Source organism: Psychrobacter immobilis, from assembly GCF_904846175.1.
Taxonomy (GTDB): Bacteria; Pseudomonadota; Gammaproteobacteria; order Pseudomonadales; family Moraxellaceae; genus Psychrobacter; species Psychrobacter immobilis_E.
Window position 1 is genome coordinate 188853 of sequence record NZ_CAJGZM010000001.1, and the last position, 18280, is coordinate 207132.

The 18280-nt window shown below is 43.0% G+C and carries 17 protein-coding genes; 11 read left to right on the plus strand and 6 right to left on the minus strand.

Features of this window, described 5'->3' with window-relative positions; genetic code table 11:
- Positions 1–210: 210 nt before the first annotated feature.
- A complete protein-coding gene (glnE, locus tag JMW39_RS00765) occupies positions 211–3060 on the minus strand; it encodes a bifunctional [glutamate--ammonia ligase]-adenylyl-L-tyrosine phosphorylase/[glutamate--ammonia-ligase] adenylyltransferase (protein WP_201543024.1) in 2850 nt (949 codons plus the stop codon).
- Positions 3061–3370: 310 nt separating this feature from the next.
- On the opposite strand from glnE, the gene tusD reads away from it, so the two are divergent.
- The 4 genes from tusD (at position 3371) to JMW39_RS00785 (ending at position 5052) form a co-directional block, all read left to right on the plus strand.
- A complete protein-coding gene (gene tusD / locus JMW39_RS00770; protein ID WP_201543025.1) occupies positions 3371–3814 on the plus strand; it encodes a sulfurtransferase complex subunit TusD in 444 nt (147 codons plus the stop codon).
- 96 nt (positions 3815–3910) lie between these two features.
- Positions 3911–4234, plus strand: coding sequence for a hypothetical protein (locus JMW39_RS00775; protein ID WP_201543026.1), 324 nt, complete (start codon positions 3911–3913; stop codon positions 4232–4234).
- A gap of 84 nt (positions 4235–4318) precedes the next feature.
- Positions 4319–4672, plus strand: a complete 354-nt coding sequence (locus tag JMW39_RS00780) for a hypothetical protein (RefSeq protein ID WP_201543027.1) — start codon at positions 4319–4321, stop codon at positions 4670–4672.
- The gene (locus JMW39_RS00785; RefSeq protein ID WP_201543028.1) at positions 4669–5052 is read left to right on the plus strand and encodes a TusE/DsrC/DsvC family sulfur relay protein; all 384 of its coding nucleotides are present in this window, start codon (positions 4669–4671) and stop codon (positions 5050–5052) included. The genes JMW39_RS00780 and JMW39_RS00785 overlap by 4 nt, the downstream gene beginning before the upstream one ends.
- 79 nt (positions 5053–5131) lie before the next feature.
- On the opposite strand, the gene JMW39_RS00790 is transcribed toward JMW39_RS00785, so the two are convergent.
- Positions 5132–5704 carry a tRNA (cytidine(34)-2'-O)-methyltransferase gene (locus JMW39_RS00790; protein WP_201543029.1) on the minus strand — a complete coding sequence of 191 codons (573 nt, stop codon included), beginning with the start codon at positions 5702–5704 and terminating at the stop codon, positions 5132–5134.
- Between the two features lie 254 nt (positions 5705–5958).
- Here JMW39_RS00790 and JMW39_RS00795 point away from each other — a divergent pair, with 254 nt between their 5' ends.
- Complete coding sequence (locus JMW39_RS00795) at positions 5959–6099, plus strand: entericidin A/B family lipoprotein (protein ID WP_011280495.1); 141 nt, start codon at positions 5959–5961, stop codon at positions 6097–6099.
- A gap of 69 nt (positions 6100–6168) precedes the next feature.
- On the opposite strand, the gene hemW is transcribed toward JMW39_RS00795, so the two are convergent.
- The gene (hemW, locus tag JMW39_RS00800) at positions 6169–7536 is read right to left on the minus strand and encodes a radical SAM family heme chaperone HemW (RefSeq protein ID WP_201543030.1); all 1368 of its coding nucleotides are present in this window, start codon (positions 7534–7536) and stop codon (positions 6169–6171) included.
- Between the two features lie 254 nt (positions 7537–7790).
- Here hemW and JMW39_RS00805 point away from each other — a divergent pair, with 254 nt between their 5' ends.
- The 5 genes from JMW39_RS00805 to accC all read left to right on the plus strand — a co-directional run bounded on the left by JMW39_RS00805 (position 7791) and on the right by accC (position 13382).
- Entirely contained in the window at positions 7791–8282 is a 492-nt protein-coding gene (locus tag JMW39_RS00805; RefSeq protein ID WP_201543031.1) for an EVE domain-containing protein, read from the plus strand.
- 144 nt (positions 8283–8426) lie between these two features.
- On the plus strand, positions 8427–9467 hold the full coding sequence (locus tag JMW39_RS00810; protein ID WP_201543032.1) for a hypothetical protein: 1041 nt from the start codon (positions 8427–8429) through the stop codon (positions 9465–9467).
- Positions 9468–9810: 343 nt separating this feature from the next.
- The gene (locus JMW39_RS00815; RefSeq protein WP_201543033.1) at positions 9811–11178 is read left to right on the plus strand and encodes an MATE family efflux transporter; all 1368 of its coding nucleotides are present in this window, start codon (positions 9811–9813) and stop codon (positions 11176–11178) included.
- Positions 11179–11428: 250 nt separating this feature from the next.
- Positions 11429–11857: an acetyl-CoA carboxylase biotin carboxyl carrier protein gene (gene accB, locus JMW39_RS00820; protein WP_201543034.1), complete on the plus strand. Its 429-nt coding sequence runs from the start codon at positions 11429–11431 to the stop codon at positions 11855–11857.
- Between the two features lie 163 nt (positions 11858–12020).
- On the plus strand, positions 12021–13382 hold the full coding sequence (accC, locus tag JMW39_RS00825; protein WP_201543035.1) for an acetyl-CoA carboxylase biotin carboxylase subunit: 1362 nt from the start codon (positions 12021–12023) through the stop codon (positions 13380–13382).
- 144 nt (positions 13383–13526) lie between these two features.
- Here accC and JMW39_RS00830 read toward each other — a convergent pair whose 3' ends face one another.
- The gene (locus JMW39_RS00830) at positions 13527–14144 is read right to left on the minus strand and encodes a hypothetical protein (RefSeq protein ID WP_201543036.1); all 618 of its coding nucleotides are present in this window, start codon (positions 14142–14144) and stop codon (positions 13527–13529) included.
- Between the two features lie 291 nt (positions 14145–14435).
- Complete coding sequence (gene leuA / locus JMW39_RS00835; protein ID WP_201543037.1) at positions 14436–16220, minus strand: 2-isopropylmalate synthase; 1785 nt, start codon at positions 16218–16220, stop codon at positions 14436–14438.
- 228 nt (positions 16221–16448) lie between these two features.
- On the opposite strand from leuA, the gene JMW39_RS00840 reads away from it, so the two are divergent.
- Complete coding sequence (locus JMW39_RS00840; RefSeq protein WP_201543038.1) at positions 16449–16937, plus strand: Lrp/AsnC family transcriptional regulator; 489 nt, start codon at positions 16449–16451, stop codon at positions 16935–16937.
- Between the two features lie 29 nt (positions 16938–16966).
- Here JMW39_RS00840 and JMW39_RS00845 read toward each other — a convergent pair whose 3' ends face one another.
- Positions 16967–18277 carry a YbfB/YjiJ family MFS transporter gene (locus JMW39_RS00845; RefSeq protein ID WP_201543039.1) on the minus strand — a complete coding sequence of 437 codons (1311 nt, stop codon included), beginning with the start codon at positions 18275–18277 and terminating at the stop codon, positions 16967–16969.
- Positions 18278–18280: the final 3 nt, after the last annotated feature.

Sequence of the window (18280 nt, forward strand, 5' to 3'; positions counted from 1 at the left end):
GTATGCTGACACTGAGTGTCTATTTTCAAAAGCAATTTCTCTAGGCATAAACTTAATGTGCCAGCGATTATATCACCGGCAAGCGAAGCGAATACAATATTTTAGTTTATCACTGCATGGCTTTTATTCATATACCCTTGGGTAGAATGGCTATCGAAGCGCTGTGCTTCTTATCGTATCATTTGGCCGTGTCATTATATGACATCAGCGCTATTCTGCTGGATCTACGCCCATCAGATGTTGCCATTGCGCTTGTACCAGTGCTCGTGTTTCTGTCCAAAGTGCCTCATCAACCAATAACGACTGCTCTGACAATGCCAATTGATGCGTCGCTGCGCGTATGCGTAAATAAGCATCGGTCAAATCCTGACAAACCTTCGCCTCCCAAATACCCAAAGTCGCCATCTCTTCAAAAATGCGCACATTGTCACTCCATTTGGTTAGGGTTGGATGCTCATGCGAATAAGCCAGTACCGCAAACTGCGCGAGAAACTCGATGTCTACAATGCCGCCAGCATCTTGCTTAAGATGGAACTTGCCGGCTTGCTGTTGCCACTGACTGGTACCCAAATGTTTTTGCATTTTAATACGCATACTCGTGACTTCGATGCGAACTTGCTCAATCGTACGCGGTAATGCCAAAACAGTTCGGCGAATATCAAAAAAACGGGCGGTCACGCGTTTATCACCGCAAATGGCCCGCGCGCGCACCAGCGCTTGATGCTCCCAAGACCAAGCTTTCTCAAGCTGATAAGTCTCAAACGCATGACAAGAAACCACCATCATGCCAGCATTACCTGAGGGACGCAGACGCATATCGACTTCATAAGCGCGGCCATCGCGGGTTTGGGTATTAAGGTACGTCATCAACTTTTGCGCCAAACGTGCCGCAAACTTCATGCCGCTGACGGATTTTTCACCCGTGGTCATGCCCTGCTCTTTTATTTTATGCAAAAAAACCAAGTCTAAGTCTGATGAGTATGACAGCTCCAACCCGCCAAGCTTACCATAGCCGATAATGGCAAAGCCGCAGTCCGCTTCAGTGACCGGATCACCATCTTGAGCAATCGGATAGCCATAGCGTTTGACGATTTCGGCAAAGGCACGCTCAAGCGCTGCCTCGAGTACCACAGCAGCAATATAAGTCAGTGAGTCTGACACTTTCATAATTGGGCGTTCTGCCAACACATCACTGGCAGCCACTGCCAATACTTGGTTCTTTTTAAATAATCGCAGTACGCTCAGTAGCTCCTCTTCATCGTTAGGTTCAACCCGTAATAACTGTTGACGTAAAATATCACGTAGCTCCGGCTTGTCCGGTAAGTGACGATAGCGCTGCTGTAAAAAGGTATCTAAAAGTACGGGATACTGCGCCAATTCTTTTGCAATCCAAGGGCTGGCTGATAACATTGGAATCAGCTCAACGGTAGCATTGGGATTTTCTGCAATCATGACTAAGTAGATAGAACGGCGGCAAATAGCTTCTAGCAAGGTAATTAAACGGGGCAAAGCAATATTAGCCAGTTGCTGCTGTTCTTGATGCGCAAGTAACGCATGGACGATTACAGGATAAGCGTCATCCAAACGCTCACGTGCTTCATCGCTCAAGTTGGCGACCATTTTTGACTGCCAAAAGCCTTGTAAGCGCGCGCGGTTGTCTTCAGTCAACACTTCATTTAAGCGTGCAATCTGCTCATTTAAACGTTCCGGTTCAAGCTCGTCGTCGTCTTGATCCGGTATTTGCCGTTCGGTGACCATACGCTCAAACGGCACATTAACATGATAGCGATGATGATTGAGTGTCGCTAATAACCCTGCCCAATTATCAAAACCAAGTGTGACCGCCAAATTATGCTGCCATTGTCTATCATGCGGCAAGCGCTGCGTTTGCTGATCATTAATTGCTTGAATACCGTGTTCAAGACGACGTAAAAAACGATAAGCGGCTTGTAGCTCTTGATAAGTGGTCTGCTCTAAATACTCAAGCTGACAGAGCGCCTGCATCGCCTCCAAACAAGACTTAACCTGTAGCTGCGGATGCCTCCCACCATAGATCAATTGAAAGGCTTGGACAATAAACTCAATATCTCGAATACCACCCGCGCCAAGCTTTATATTATCCAAATCCTCACGTTGAGCGACTTGATTTTGAATGAGGGATTTCATCTCTCGCAAGGCCGAAAAAGCACTATAGTCAACATAATAACGAAACACAAAAGGCTTAATCAGCGCTTGAATATCGTCGTAAAACGGCTGTTCTATGTGCCCAACCACCCGTGCCTTGAGCCAAGCAAAACGCTCCCATGCCCGCCCATGCTGAGCAAAGTACTTCTGTAGTGCTGATAAATGAATCGCCAAATCACTGCCATCACCCCAAGGACGCAAACGCATATCGACTCGGAACACAAAGCCATCAGCGGTATTATTATCGAGCAGTCTAATAATGCCTTGTCCAAGCCGCGTCATAAAACGCTTATTATCAATGCTGCGCGTACCTTTTACTTTGTCACCGTCTGTCTCACCGCGCGCCTGATGGACAAATATAAGATCGATATCACTGGATAAATTCAGTTCATGGGCGCCAAGCTTGCCCATCGCCATAATCGCCATATCATCCATTTGCACATTGCCCTGCGCATTAATAAAGGTCGGTTGCCCATATTGCGCAATCAGCTGCTGGTACGTATAGTCTTTGGCAAATAAAATACAGCCATCCGCAAATTCAGACAGCTCATCGGTCAATTGCTCAAGTTCAATTATTGCCAAGGCATCTTGCCAAATCCAGCGCATCATTAACAACATACGCAAATGCCGCAAGCCGCTCATCACCTTAGCTTCATTGGCAAGTTGGTAATTCTCATCCAAGGTATAATCTTGAATCAAATCGTCAATTTGCTGGCGTGTTAAGGTGCTTTGTAACGGATAACTGCGCAAAAACGTCTGGCAAGCGCCCGTTCGACTTTGCCAAACCTGATAAGCAAACTCACTTGCAGTTTGTAGCACTTTTAGCTGCTCTGCTGTGGGCTGGAAGCCTGTACCACTAGGTACGGTAGATAGCATAACGACGAAAACTCCTTGCAGCATAAAGCTATAAAAACCACATCAATCGGAAAAATTATTTTTATAATATTAAAGTGGCTATAAACAATCTTATTTTAGGGTTTTTATAGTAGCATAAATTCTCAACCATGCTATTGACAGCACTCTACTAACTAAGAACTGACGAACCTAAGAAAAATTCGTGAATAATGCTACAATAGCCAATGCTTAAAAGGCTTCAAAACTTAAGCCTTAAAATCTTGAGTCTTAAAAAACTTAAGGCGCTGTGCTTTTTTATTCATACTCATTAATCATAAGTGACACCGCGATTATGACGACCTCAACCCCGCTATTATTGATTACTGCTGATCCCAGCCAGCCGTTGGCACATATTGCGCTACGCTATGCTCGTACTTATCTAGAAAGCACTGACACGAATAATAATGATAAGACCGATAATAGCGACCGCCCTGCAAACCCGCATGCGTCGTTAAATATTTTTTTCTATGCGGATGCTGCCAATACGGCCAATCGATTACGCTGGCAATCAGCAGACCAGATGAATATTACTCAAGAATGGCAGAAGCTTGCTGAGCAATATCAATTGGCGCTCCCAGTTTGTGTTAGTACGGCGCTTAGTCGTGGTATTACAGATAGCGAAAACAGTACGCGTCATCAGTTAGATAGTGAAAATCTGGCAGCTGGTTTTAAGCTGGTTGGACTGAGTGATCTTGCCATGATGATGCAAGACGACTGTCGTTTAATGCAGTTTTAATTAGCATTGGAATTATAGTTCGCTGTACAAATAATCATCCCTTAAACAATCAGCTTAGCAATAATGGTTAGCGATACCTAAGATTAGGAATACATCATGAAATTACTCATTCGCTTGCACACCCCTACTGAGATGGCAAGCTATGAAGGCTGTGCGCTGGCTTTAACCTTAGCTACTTTTGGTCATGAGGTGCAGCTGTATTTGGATGCGCCTGTATTTGGCTTTTTAATGCAGCCTGATTCACGTCTGCACGGCATGATTCAGTCGCTTGAATTATACGATATGCCAGCCGCTTGGTTACCTGACGATGTGTTTAGCGGTTGGATTACGGGTATGCTACCGACGGATTTGGCGACGCAACTGACCTTGATACCAGAGGTGGTAAATTCGCAAGATTTCGACCAGATTTTGGTTTTTTAGTAGTAGCTTTTAGTACTAGTGACAATATTCATTTTAATACTTACTTTAACATGACAAAAATACAGTAAGCAAGCGGATACAATTATGGCAACTTTATACCAATTACATTGCACTATGGATACGCTCAGACACAGCACAGAACAAATGGCATCGACGTGGCGAGCGGGTGATAGCATTATATTATTAGGTTCAACCGTCGCTTTTATTGACTGGTTTAATGCTTACTTGGGTGACCTTGAGAACATTGAGATAGAAGATATCGCTGCCATTTATGCCCTGAGCGAGGATGTAGCGCAGCTTAGTGATGATACAACTGCCAAGCTCAATCTTACTAGCAAATTAGCCGCTATTTTAAGCGATAGTGAATGGGTTGCCATGACTCAAAACACTCTCGTTGACGGTCCCAATTTTGATAAAGTGGTAACGATTGCCTTATGATTTACTCTACGGCTTCTGACTCCACTTCCTCTGAATCTGTTTATATTGCATCTTCTGATGTAACACTTGACGTAGCATTAGACCAAGACGGGCATTTATGCGACCATACGATTTGGACGCCTGCTATCGCGCAGCAGCTAGCTAACACTATTGATGTGACTATCAATACTGAACATTTGGACATCTTGCAGAAAGTACGCACATTTTATGTCAAATTTAACCATGCGCCTGCTACCCGTCCGCTGATTAAATGGCTACAGCAAACCTTACCCGATCATGACATCAGTAATCAAAAGCTACAGCAGTTATTTAATACCGGTTTGGTCGCTCGTCATGTCAATCGTCTTGCAGGTTTGCCAAAACCGCCTAATTGTTTATAAAAAACGTGTTATAAAAAAGAGGTTAAAGAAAATTAAACTAATAATTTTCTTTAACCTCTTTTTAACTTAACCACCTTCTCTATTTCGGATCATAAACTGTCAGTGTGTTATAACCGATACTGCGCCCTTCATCGCCGTCAAACCCTTGCTGTCGCCAGACTTCATACAAGCATATTGCCACGCTATTAGACAGATTTAGACTGCGCGAATCAGCAAGCATTGGCAATCGTAGCCAGTTATCAGCACCAATATCGGCACGGATATCATCTGGCAGCCCTGCCGTTTCTGAACCGAAAACTAGAGCAACATGATTTGATGATGGGCTAGTAGTCGACTGATTATCTGTATGGTCAGTCTTCTGCACGCTAAAATCATACTCATAAAATGGTTTACTCAGCTTGGTCGTCAGCGCCGTAATAGTATCGCAACCCGCAGCTTGCAGCGCTTGCTTGGTCATTACCCAGTCGTCATGTACTTGCAAGTGGGCATACTCATGATAATCCAAACCAGCGCGGCGGAGCTTTTTATCGTCGAGCTCAAACCCTAACGGCCTGACCAAATGTAGCTGCGCCCCACTGTTGGCACACAGACGAATGATATTACCCGTATTACTAGGCATTTTTGGCGCTACCAACACGATATGAATGGTCATACGAACTCCGTCAATGGTTTGGACTTTATATTGGGCGTATATAGCAGGCGTAATCAAAAGTTACAGTTTACTGCCAATAATTACATTTTGATACTGTGCTCTGATTTTAACTTTGATTATGATGGCTGTAACGGATAACGAGATGATCCAAAAACATTATCATCGTATCCTGCAACCCCTCAGTAAAACTTAAGCAAAATGCTAGGTTTTACTGTTATTACTTATAACACCCTGTCTTTTTTGAGGAAAAAATTATGAAAAAATTAGTTATCGCATCTTTGGCTGCTATGTTTGTATTAACTGGTTGTAATACTTTTAAAGGTCTAGGCCAAGACGTATCAAGCGCTGGTAGCGCTGTAAGTGGTACTGCACAAGAAGTACAAAACAAAATCTAAGCTCTGATCTTGTTAGACTTATTTTAAAGAGGCTTATCATTTGGTAAGCCTCTTTTTTGGTTCCTGCCTTTATAAAAAAACTCTTAGTATTTGATTAAGGTACCTTCTACCCAATGCAGTCGGCTGTAAATGTTCATTGTCATCTATCAAAAGACCTTGTTTAATGAGTTTATTCACCTCTACAGCAATACTGTCATAGCTAAGCCCCGTACGAGCTTTAAACAATGACCACGCCACACCATCATATAAGCGTAAAGCATTAAGCATAAACTCACTGACCAGCTCATCACTCGCAATTGCCTGCCAGCCTACCATTTTTGGCGGCATTGGCATTTTTAGCATCATAGTTATTATTTGATTTTGTTCACTTGTTTCATTCTGCTGAGCCTTGTCTTGGTATTCCATATAGTCTTTGGGCATACGTGATTTGCTAAAGCGATAAATACCTGACTCGCCTACTATCTCCTTTAATGCCTCTTTCAACGCCTCATTTGACACCTTCTCCGCATTCCACTCTTTAATCGCGGCGTCATCAATGGTAACTTTACCGTGAGCACCTGCACCAATCGCCAAATAGTCACCAAACTGCCAATAATTGACGTTGTGACGACAAGGTTTATCGGACGCGCCTGCCCATGCCGACACTTCGTAATTGTTATAGCCTAAACGCTCAAGCAGTGCCTGACCGGCCTGCTCGATATCTGCCAAGTTATCCTCATCGGGTAGAATCGGCTGACTGCGATAAAACACAGTATTTGGCTCAATGGTTAGTTGATACCATGAGATATGAGTGGCACCTGCGTCATGCGCGATTTGGATATCTTCCAACGCTTCACTCATCATTTGCTGCGGCAGTCCATGCATCAAATCTACATTGACGCGCTCAAATCCAGCGCTACGAGCCGCTTTAATGGCAGAGAGCGCTTGGGCTGGATTATGAATACGCCCCAGCGTGGTGAGCTGCTCAGCAGAAAAGCTTTGTACCCCTATAGACAAACGATTGATGCCTACCTTTAAATATTCAGCAAATGGTGCATGCTCAAGGGTGCCTGGGTTGGCCTCCATCGTGACTTCAATATCATCTGAGAATCTAAAAACCTTACGCAAACCGTTAAATAAGCGCTGGTACTGGTCAATGGGCAGTAGCGAGGGTGTACCGCCACCGATAAATATTGAGCTGATTTCTCGCCCTTGGGTTAACGGCTGCTGCGCTGCTGCATCGAGTAATAGCGCATCGACATACTCATCATACATAGATAGCTGACTGTCAATCGGCAGTTCATGCGAATTAAAATCACAATAAGGGCATTTTTTGACGCACCATGGGATATGGATATAAAGCGCTAGCGGAATCTCTCTTACATTGAGCATACTTATATTGTCACGATTAACAGAGCCAATATCGCTGAAAGAATGAAAAGGTTTGATATTTGACATAAGCGGACTTATCTATAAAGGGTGATCTGCAGTGATAAGCAGAAAGTAGCGCTAGGATAACGGCTGTACGAGCTAAAGAAAAGCCCAGTCACCATCAATTAGCTATAAAAGCATTAAAAAAACGGGTGTTTAAGTGCATATCTGATAGATAAAACAGTAAGCAAACGCAATGACCACCTAAAATGACAATACATTATTAGTAGCTTTTAAAATCATCTCTACTAGAATAATAACTCTTAAAAGGATAAAAAATAATGGCCTATTGGCTTATCAAGTCTAACCCTCGCTGTTTTAATATAGAAGACTTACAACGTGCGGGTACCGAAATGTGGGATGGCGTCCGTAACTACCGCGCCCGCAATTTTATGCGTGACGATATGAAAGTCGGCGATCAAGTATTTTTCTACCATTCAAGCGCTAAGCCTTCTGGCATTGCTGGTATCGTGACTATTAGCAAAGCTGGGTACCCTGATACCACTCAATTTCATCCCGAACATCGGCATTATGACCCCAAAGCAACTGAGGATGAGCCACGCTGGTATATGGTCGATGTGACTTTCGAGCAGGCTTTTACGGATATATTGCCATTAGCCCAACTTAAGTTTTTACCTGCGCTTGAGGATTCCTTATTACTGAGAAAAGGCTGTGAGCAGCTGACCATCCTTCCGCTTGAACCCAAGCATTGGAATACGATTATGGATATGGCAGAAGAGCTTAACCTGTTACCAGAGGATGACAGTCTTTGATAGTAACGATGGCGTAAGAATTTTTATGTCATCAGCGCACATTTATCCGCGTACATATCTAATGGAGTTTGCTATATTTATGCACAGAAATTAATTTTTCATTTACCCTTCTCTATCATAGCAATCAATCATCAGGACTCATTCATGAGCGCACCCAAGCTACTATTATCTGTATTAACGGCCAGCGTACTAAGTCTTACCCTAAGCGCCTGTGGCAGTGATGGCGATAAAGTTAAGAAAGAATATGATCGCGTAGAAGATCAAGTAAAAAACGAATACGACCGTTTGGAAGATAAAGTAAAAGAGAAGTATAAAGCAGTCGAAGATAAGCTGAGCGATGATGAAAAATCTATGGCTGAGATTTTGGAGTCTGTCTTTTTACCAGAGGAATCGCTTGATAAGTTCTTGGATAAACTAACGCCAGAAGGCGGTCGCGGTGGTCTTTATGTTGGGCACCTTGTCGAAATTGATGACGGTGATAACAGTGACACCGATATCGGTGCCGTATACTTTGACATCAGTAAAGATGGGGCTGGTAGTGTTGATGGTAGCTTTAGTTATCAGCAGCAAGCTTGCCAAGAGAACAATGTCTTAGGTATCAATTCAGCGATTAAAGTCGATAACTATATCGCTGGGAAAGTGACTGGCAGCCTTGATACATTAGAATTTTTAGATATTAAATATGTCAGTGATTTAGGCATAGAGACACCAAACCTATTAACAACCTTTGCTGGTAATTTTGCAAAAAATGAAATCGGTAAGCCTTGGAAAGGCAGTTTTGAATACCAAGATGGTCTCGGTGGTAAAAAGCTATCAAGTGGTCAAGATAATTGTCAGGTTACTTATACTATCAGTGAACGCTCTAACTTTAAGACCTATCCGCTCGATTATAAACTTGGCACTCTAAATCTCGATATTATCGGTAATGGTAGCCAAAAGACCGTCACGTGGCAAAACCCTAACAATACTAAGAATGTCTTAGTGAGTCAAATTGATGTTAATAAAGCAGAATCCGGTGCTAACGGTTATGTCCAAAATTTGGTATTAAGCAATCTTGAAACCCAGTTTTCTCCTGTGGTTTCAGATAAATCAACCAATTATGCTATTGTCGTACAGGCATTCGATTCAAACAACACCTTGATTGGCTATCAAGCGTTGGTGCAAGACTTACCTGAATCATTGTAAATATTTGATTTTATATATAGCGCTAGGCTGATAAATCTTCGATGAATCTAAGCATTAGCAAACGCTGCTAAAACGTTGACATCCAACCCCAACTTATTTAACATTTTTTCTTATGATGACCTGTTGATTCCTCTCACGGATTGACGGGTTATTTTTATTTTAGGGTCGCCCATTTTATTTTTATACTCTGTCCATCTATTGTTACTCAGAATGAACTTGCTCATATTATTTATCGGAGTATTATCGTCGCACCAATTCTATCTTACTGTCTCGCTATTAACTTGTTGATGGCAGCATTTGCTCATCTACAATAATTACTGCCAAGAATAAAAAGTTGCTCATTATGGTTTTCCCATTATCTTTCAGAGATTTTAAAATTTATAGCTTACGCTTAGGCGTACTTGCACTCCCTATTTTAATTACCCAATTTTGTCAAGCTGCGCTTGGGGTTGTCGATGCCATTATGGCAGGCCAAGTTTCCGCTCTTGATTTGGCAGCAGTAGCCGTCGGTTCTGGTATTTGGCTGCCACTGTTTTTATTAGCGACTGGCATTTTAATTGCCACGACGCCGCTCATTGGCGAAGCAATAGGTCAAAACAAACACAGCCAAGTACCACACATTACCCAGCAGTCTTTATGGGCGGCTGGTGTCATTGGTATCATTGGCTTTATTGTTGTCAATCTAGCGCCCAATATACTGGCGGTGATGGGTGTACCTGAAAACATTCAACCCATCGCTTCGCAATATCTACGTGGGGTATCGTTCGGTTTCCCTGCGATTGCGGTCTACGCGGTACTGCGCAGTTATTGTGAGGCGCTTGGTCGACCAGAGCCTGTCACGGTTATCAGCATCATCGGGCTGCTTGCCGATATTCCGCTTAACTATATTTTTATCCATGGTCTATTTGGCATGCCCGAGATGGGCGGCGCTGGTTGCGGGGTTGCAACCGCAATAGTCCTTTGGATTAATGTCTTGCTATTAGCGACATATACCAGTTTTACTAAGCGTCAGCAGTTTGCTAGTACGCGCTTCTTTTATGCTTTTGCTAGTCCCAATCGCGCGCAGATAAAAAAGCTGTTAAAACTTGGCATTCCGATTGGCATTTCTATCTTTTTTGAAGCCAGTTTATTTAGCTTGGGAGCCTTGGTAATCAGCCCTTTAGGCGAGCTTGCAACCGCTTCACATCAGGTGGCGCTATCGGTGACCTCGCAACTGTTTATGATTCCCATCTCGGTCGCGATGGCGCTGACTATTATGGTGTCCAACCGCTTTGGTGAAAATAATCTGATGGCATTACGTCAGGTACAAGCCACTGGTTTGATATGGACGGTAATCATTGCACTGGCTTGTATGATTGGGGTTTGGTTATTTAGACCACAATTGGCCGCAGCTTTCACTGACAACCCAGTGGTACGAGCACAAGCCATGCATTTACTTATCTTTGCCCTCGCTTACCAGTTATTTGATGGTTGGCAGGTCAATGTCGCTGGCATATTGCGCGGTATGCAAGATACTACTGTGCCGATGTGGGTAACGCTATTTTGCTATTGGATTGTGGCATTACCACTTGGTGTTTATCTGGTGCGCTTTACCGACGTTGGCGCGCAAGGTTTTTGGATGGCACTCATTACCGGATTATTCTTATCCTCTATCTTACTGACTTTGCGTTTGCGCTATCAGCAAAAACGCTTAACGATGCTGTGGGCTTAATACCGTCATTCCTCTTATCCAATCGTAGCGTCTAGTAACCATTACTAGCGCTACCTTGTCACATAGACTATGATTAATCATTGAGCGTTTCTTACGCTTAAGATAGCTTACGTCATAATATGTAAAAAAACTCAGTTAACAACTGTACATCGATTGCTCATTGGCGTGAATATAGGTATCATTAGCAACTACCAACACATTATTTAGTTACATTATTTTCTCGAATTTAGTACAAGGCAAAATTAAAATTATGGATATTGAAAAAATACGCACCCTGATCGCACTCATGGAAGAAAGTGAACTGGTTAATTTAGAAATCAGCTCAGACGACGAACATATTAGTTTAACTCGTCATTATGATGCGCCAGCACCGACGATGATGGCCGCTCCTGCTGTTGGTGCTGCACCAATCGCTGCTGAAGCCAAAGCTGCTGTTAAAGCTGGTAGCGTTGAGACATCGCCGATGGTTGGTGTTTTTTATTCCGCACCAAGTCCTAACGATCCACCATTTGTAAAAGTCGGACAAAAAGTACAGGCAGGTGACACGCTTGGTATTATTGAAGCCATGAAAATTATGAACCCTCTTGAAGCCACTCAAAGTGGTATCGTGGATGAAATCTTGGTAGACAACTCTGACGTTGTGCAGTTTGGCCAACCAATCGTACGCTACAAAGCGTAACGATAGATATTCGCCAACCTTTACTTTGTAATGATTGAGACCTCGTTATTATTGATACGGCATCAGCGCTCAATTTACCTAAATGAGTTGTATCGTCATTTATTTTTGTGATGTCTAAAATAGCGACTTTATCAATGACTGCCGCTTCAACAAGGATGAACCCATGATAAAAAAACTGCTCATCGCCAATAGAGGTGAGATTGCCCTACGTATCGTTCGAGCTTGTAAGGCGCTTGGCATACAGACTGTCGGCGTCTATTCTACCGCTGATGCAAACTTGATGCACTTACGCTTTGTTGATGAAGCAATCTGTATTGGCAAACCCAATGCCAACCAAAGCTATCTTGATATCAATACGATTTTGACCGCCGCTGAAATTACTGGCGCTGACGCCATTCACCCCGGTTATGGTTTTTTGGCTGAGAATGCTGAGTTTGCTGAGCGTATTGAAGAAGCCGGATTGACCTTCGTTGGCCCTAGTGCCGATCATATCCGCTTAATGGGCAATAAAGTCTCTGCTATTAATGCTATGAAAAAAGCAGGTGTACCAACGGTACCCGGTTCAGTGGGTGCGGTGACCATGCACAATGCAGAAGAGCAAGCACGCAATATTGGCTTTCCGCTCATTATTAAAGCAGCGGCAGGCGGTGGTGGTCGTGGTATGCGCGTCGTTGAGCGCTTTGAAGAAATTATTGGTCAAGTGCAAGCGGCAAAGCAAGAAGCGGAGCTGTGGTTTGGCGACGATACCGTCTATATGGAGCGTTATCTACAAAATCCGCGCCATGTAGAAGTACAGGTACTTGGCGACGGCAATGGTAATGCGATTCATCTTTATGACCGTGACTGCTCTTTACAGCGCCGCCATCAAAAAGTATTAGAAGAGGCTCCTGCCCCTGATATCCCTGATGATGTACGTCAGCCTATCCTCGATGCTTGTGTCAAAGCTTGTAAACTGGTCAAGTATCGCGGTGCTGGGACATTTGAGTTTTTATTTGAAAACAATGAATTCTTTTTTATCGAAATGAATACCCGTGTACAGGTTGAGCATACCATCACTGAGATGATTACAGGGATTGATATAGTAGTTGAGCAGCTTAAAATCGCGGCGGGCTACGGATTATCTTATCGTCAAAGTGAGATTGAAGTTCAAGGTCATGCGATTGAATGTCGTATCAATGCTGAAGATCCAGTGACCTTTATGCCATCACCCGGTACCGTCACTCAGCTATACTCACCTAGTGGCGCTGGCGTTCGCTTTGATTCACATCTTTATCCAGGCTATGAGATTCCAAGCTACTATGATTCATTGATTGGCAAGCTTATCTGCCATGGTCAAACGCGTCAGCAAGCAATCTCTAAAACCTTGCATGCACTTGATGAATTGGTGATTGAAGGTATTAAAACCAATATACCAATGCATCGTGATGTGATTTTGGCTGATGATAAATTTGTCCATGAAGCGCAAAATATTCATTATCTTGAAAGAGAGTTATTAACGGCCAATAAAGACAAGGCTGATTCATAGTCTTTCTACACTGTATTGTGTGACAAGACAATTAATTAAAAAAAACCGCTACCTAAAAAAGATAGCGGTTTTTTATTACGTCTAGATTTTATAAATCAGAGTTTTAAATTTTACAGATGACGATTTATAGATGATAATAAAATGCTATGGCAACACTCTAGTGAAATTCATAAAGCATTCTTTACCATCAGGGTCGGCACACCATTGCATTTGATTGCCATCATGGTTTAAAAACGCTATTAAAGCCTCATCGGTTTGATCTATCTGATTGCCTGAACAATCTACCTCATTATTGTCATAAACCGTCTTGATGGCGATAATCGGTAATCCTTCTTCGCGGTGCGTGACTAGGTAGCGACCATAGGTCCATTCTTTACCACTGACCGCCCACATTTCATTATCGGCAGCAAAGTTATATAACTCACGGCATTGATTAGATTTTGCCGCTGAAGCTATTAATTTCTTACTACTGCTTGGTTGAATATTAATGATACGTTTTTCATTTTGAGTCAACACGCCACCCTCTGTATCAGCGCTTACTTTTGGCTCATTACTTTTTCCTTTTTGCTGCTCTGATGCTGCTTGTCTGGCTTTCGCTTCTTTGGTCATAGTGATACTGCTGTCTAAATCTATCTCCCACTGTCCGGCAATGGCGGGACTGATATGCGTGGTAATCGTGGGCTTACTGACGGCTTCACCATTCGCTGGCAGTGACGCTAAAATAGATGCCAATGTAAATGAAGCAAATGATATAGGTTCCATAATTAACCTTATTTTTCTACTATTATAATAATGAATGATGTATACATTAGCGTAAGTCTTAGACACCAAAAACACAAGTAACATTATGCTATTAGTCGGTAAAGACGTAGCTAAGCACTCACTCAGTTATAATTATTTCAATATAAAAAGAGTACCTTTAAAACAGCATGCTGCTAGGATAGTTTCTTCCATAAAAAATAACGTCATGACTGATTTGCGAATTGCAAAAGCCATGACGTTATAGATTACAGTATTAAATGAGCTGTCTTAATACTAATACTAAGAATCTTATCAAGCAGCGACAGTATTTACTGCCTGAGCAAAGGCAGATAAAGCACCTTTAAGCATTGCCGATACGGTACTACTACAAGTACCAATGCCTGAGTACACGTCACCATCGACATTTAGTTGAATGTAAGCAGCAGCGTTGGCGTTGGTTTTGTTGTCATTATTGGTATCATCATCGATACCATCACCGCTATTATGCTGCGGATTAATCGCGTGTTCAGCGTAGTTAATGACATGAATAGATTTGCCAGTATGCTGCGCAAGTCCATCAATAAACGAAGACAAAGGACCGTTACCTGTACCATCAATAGTAATAGTATCGCCATTCATCTGTACTTGACCGTTAAAGTACGCCTCGCCGCCTTTGTTATTGACACTATAATCTAGAAGCTCAAAGCTGCCTTGCTGCAAATAAGTATCTTCAAAGGTTTGTAAGATTTCATCATTCTGCAGTTCACGAGCAGCGCTTTCCGCTTGCTTCTGTACTACGCCGCTAAAGTCAATCTGCATCCAGCGTGGCAAATTAAAGCCATAGTTGCGTTGCAAGATATAAGCAACGCCGCCTTTACCAGATTGGCTATTGATACGAACCACGTCTTGATAGCTGCGACCGATATGCGCCGGATCAATCGGTAAATATGCGACATCCCAAACATTTTCCGTCTGCTCGGCATGCTGTTCATTATAATCGAGGCATTTTTTGATGGCGTCTTGATGCGAGCCACTAAAGGCGGTAAACACTAGCTCGCCAACGTACGGATGACGAGGATGAAGTGGCAAGTTATTACATTCGCTCACGACTTGTACAATCTCACTCATATTACTAAAATCAAGCTCTGGATCGACGCCTTGACTAAACAAGTTCATCGCCATGACCATAATATCCATATTGCCGGTACGCTCACCATTACCAAGCAAGGTACCCTCGATACGATCTGCGCCAGCCAATACACCAAGCTCAGCAGCAGCTACGGCACAGCCACGGTCATTGTGAGTATGCAAACTGATGGTGACATGATCACGTTTGGCAAGATGACGGCAGAAATACTCAACCTGGTCGGCAAATACGTTTGGCGTTGATGCTTCAACCGTTGCAGGTAAGTTTAATATCACTTCTTGACCATTTTCAGGCTGCCAAACATCACAAACCGCGTCGCAAACTTCGACCGCATATTCGGTTTCGGTTTGGCTAAAGCTCTCTGGTGAATACTGAAATACCCATTCTGTTTCTGGATATTTGGCCGCGTATTCGACTAATAAATTAGCACCAGTAATGGCGATTTCTTTAATTTCTGCTTTATTTTTACCGTATACTTTTTCGCGTTGGATACGGCACGTTGAGTTATAAACGTGGACGATGGCACGCTTCGCCCCTATCAATGACTCAAAGGTACGGGCAATCAAATGCTCGCGAGCCTGCACCAATACTTGCAAGGTGACATCAGCCGGCACATGGTTTTCTTCAATGAGTTTACGCGCAAAATCAAACTCAACTTGTGCCGCTGAGGGGAAGCCAATTTCAATCTCTTTAAAACCAACATCGACCAAGGTTTTAAAAAAGCGCATTTTTTGTTCAATCGTCATTGGATCGATTAACGCCTGGTTACCATCACGCAGGTCCACACTTGCCCAAACTGGTGATTTCTCAATCGTTTTGCTCGGCCAAGTGCGATCTGACAGCACAGGTGCAAACGCAAAAGGGCGATATTTACGGAAATCGAAAGCGGCATTTTTTGGGGTGACTTTTGCAGAGGTGTTGTCTGCATTGCGTGTTGCTTGATTAGGCATAATCAATCCTTAGATAACATAAAGAGCTGAGTTGAAGTAGAGGTTTTAACTGGGCAACTAATGACCAAGCACTCTTTATCATACGAGATAATAAAAGTTTATGCCATTATATTAACAAAGTCTATGCGTTAGAAATCAGCTTTATTTTACTTGAATACATACTAATTTAGTGATAAACATCATTATTGAAGCTATAATTAGGTTATTTCACTAAATAGATGATATTCGATGTTAAATAATCATACGGATAATTCTTTATCTATAGATATTGATGATACCGACAAACAGTTATTACGCTTATTACAAACCCAAGCGCGTATGAGTATTACCGAGCTTGCCGAACGGGTCAACTTATCGGCGACCCCTTGCGCGCGCCGTATCAAACGCTTAGAAGAGGCAGGTATTATCACTGGCTACTACACCCAAACCGATGCACAAAAACTTGGCTATCCTTTAGCCGTATTTATTGCGATTAGTATGGATCGCCATACTGCAGACCGCTTCGAGCATTTTGAAGAGAAAATTCAAAGTTTTGATGAGGTGGTTAGCTGTAGTATTGTTACTGGTCGCACCGAAGACTACTTAATCAAAGTGCGCGTACGCGATATGGCGCATTATGAGGAGTTTTTATTGCACCGATTGAATCGTATCGAAGGCGTGGCACAAGTCCATACCAGCTTTGAGTTACGGGAAGTATTTAGCCGTAGTGTGGTTTAGTGTGGCGGTTAATGTGGTTACCAATCAAACTAGGAATGCGACTGTGTTTGACGCCGGAAAAAGAAGACTAAAATCAATCCTAATAATAAGCCGATAGCAGCAACCAGTAAACCGGCATTAAAATTATCAGTTTTACCCGCCAGCGCCACCGTGACGAGCGGTCCCATGAACTGCCCTATGGCATAGGCCAAAGTCGCTAGACCAATCAATAAGTTAGAGTAAGCAGGATTAATGCTTTTAATCAAATTTAGCGTCATTGAAACCATACCAACAAAGGTTAAGCCTAAAATCACGGCATTGCCATATAAACCAATGGCTCCATCGAACCCTATCGGTAAGCCCATGCCAAATGCTTGCAATAACGTTAACCCCATTAAGGTTTTAGTCTCACCGATACGCTTAGCAAGCGCGCCCCATATAGGGTTTGATAGCATGGCAAAAATCCCGACCACAAGCCAAATCAGTAATCCTGCATAGCTTTGTGTCGTGAGCCGCTGTGCCGCCATCACGGGCAAAAAAGTCGCCGAAGTAATATACCCAAACCCCGCCAACACATAACTTGCCGACAGTAATACAATCGCCTTAGTATGACCAGCCACTGCTTCATATAAAGAACGTTTAAAATTGAGATAAGTTTGCTGTATGGACAGCCGCTGACTACCGTATTTTAATTCATCGGCTTGTTGCTTAGAGGTTTGTAATTGGGATGTCTGCGAGTTATTTACTTTTGATTTAAATGGGGTTGAGTTTTCTGGTCTGATGGCATAAAGCAGCCATAATAACGGTAGACTGATAATCCCTGCTACCAGCCAAATGATATCGAAATGATAGCCGAGCGTTAACAACCACCACGTCAGTACGGCGGAAGCGCTGATACCGACGCCAATACCCGCATAATGCAGTGCTGAGAGTACCGAGCGGCGCTCATGACTAAAGCTTTGAATCACCAGTGATGAGCTCAAAATCATCGCCACGCCGCTTGCGATACCTGATAATAGCCGAATGACATACCAGAGATTCAATGACAGATTTGGCACCACCAATAACATGGTGGTGACGACACTGACTGCTGTCCATACTATGAGCATTTGCCATGTCAAACGATGGGGCACAAACATCGCAATGAGCGCCCCAATGAAATAGCCACTGTAATTAACCGAGGCCAGCCAGCCTGCAATGACCGTCGATAACGATAATTGCGTCATGATATCAGGCAAGGTTGCGGTAAATAAAAACCGCCCAAATCCCATGACCACCGCCAAACAATACAACCCTATACAAGCAACCGCTGTTTCATTGGTAATGATAGTAGTAGCACGGCTTTTAAGTACAGTCATCATGAC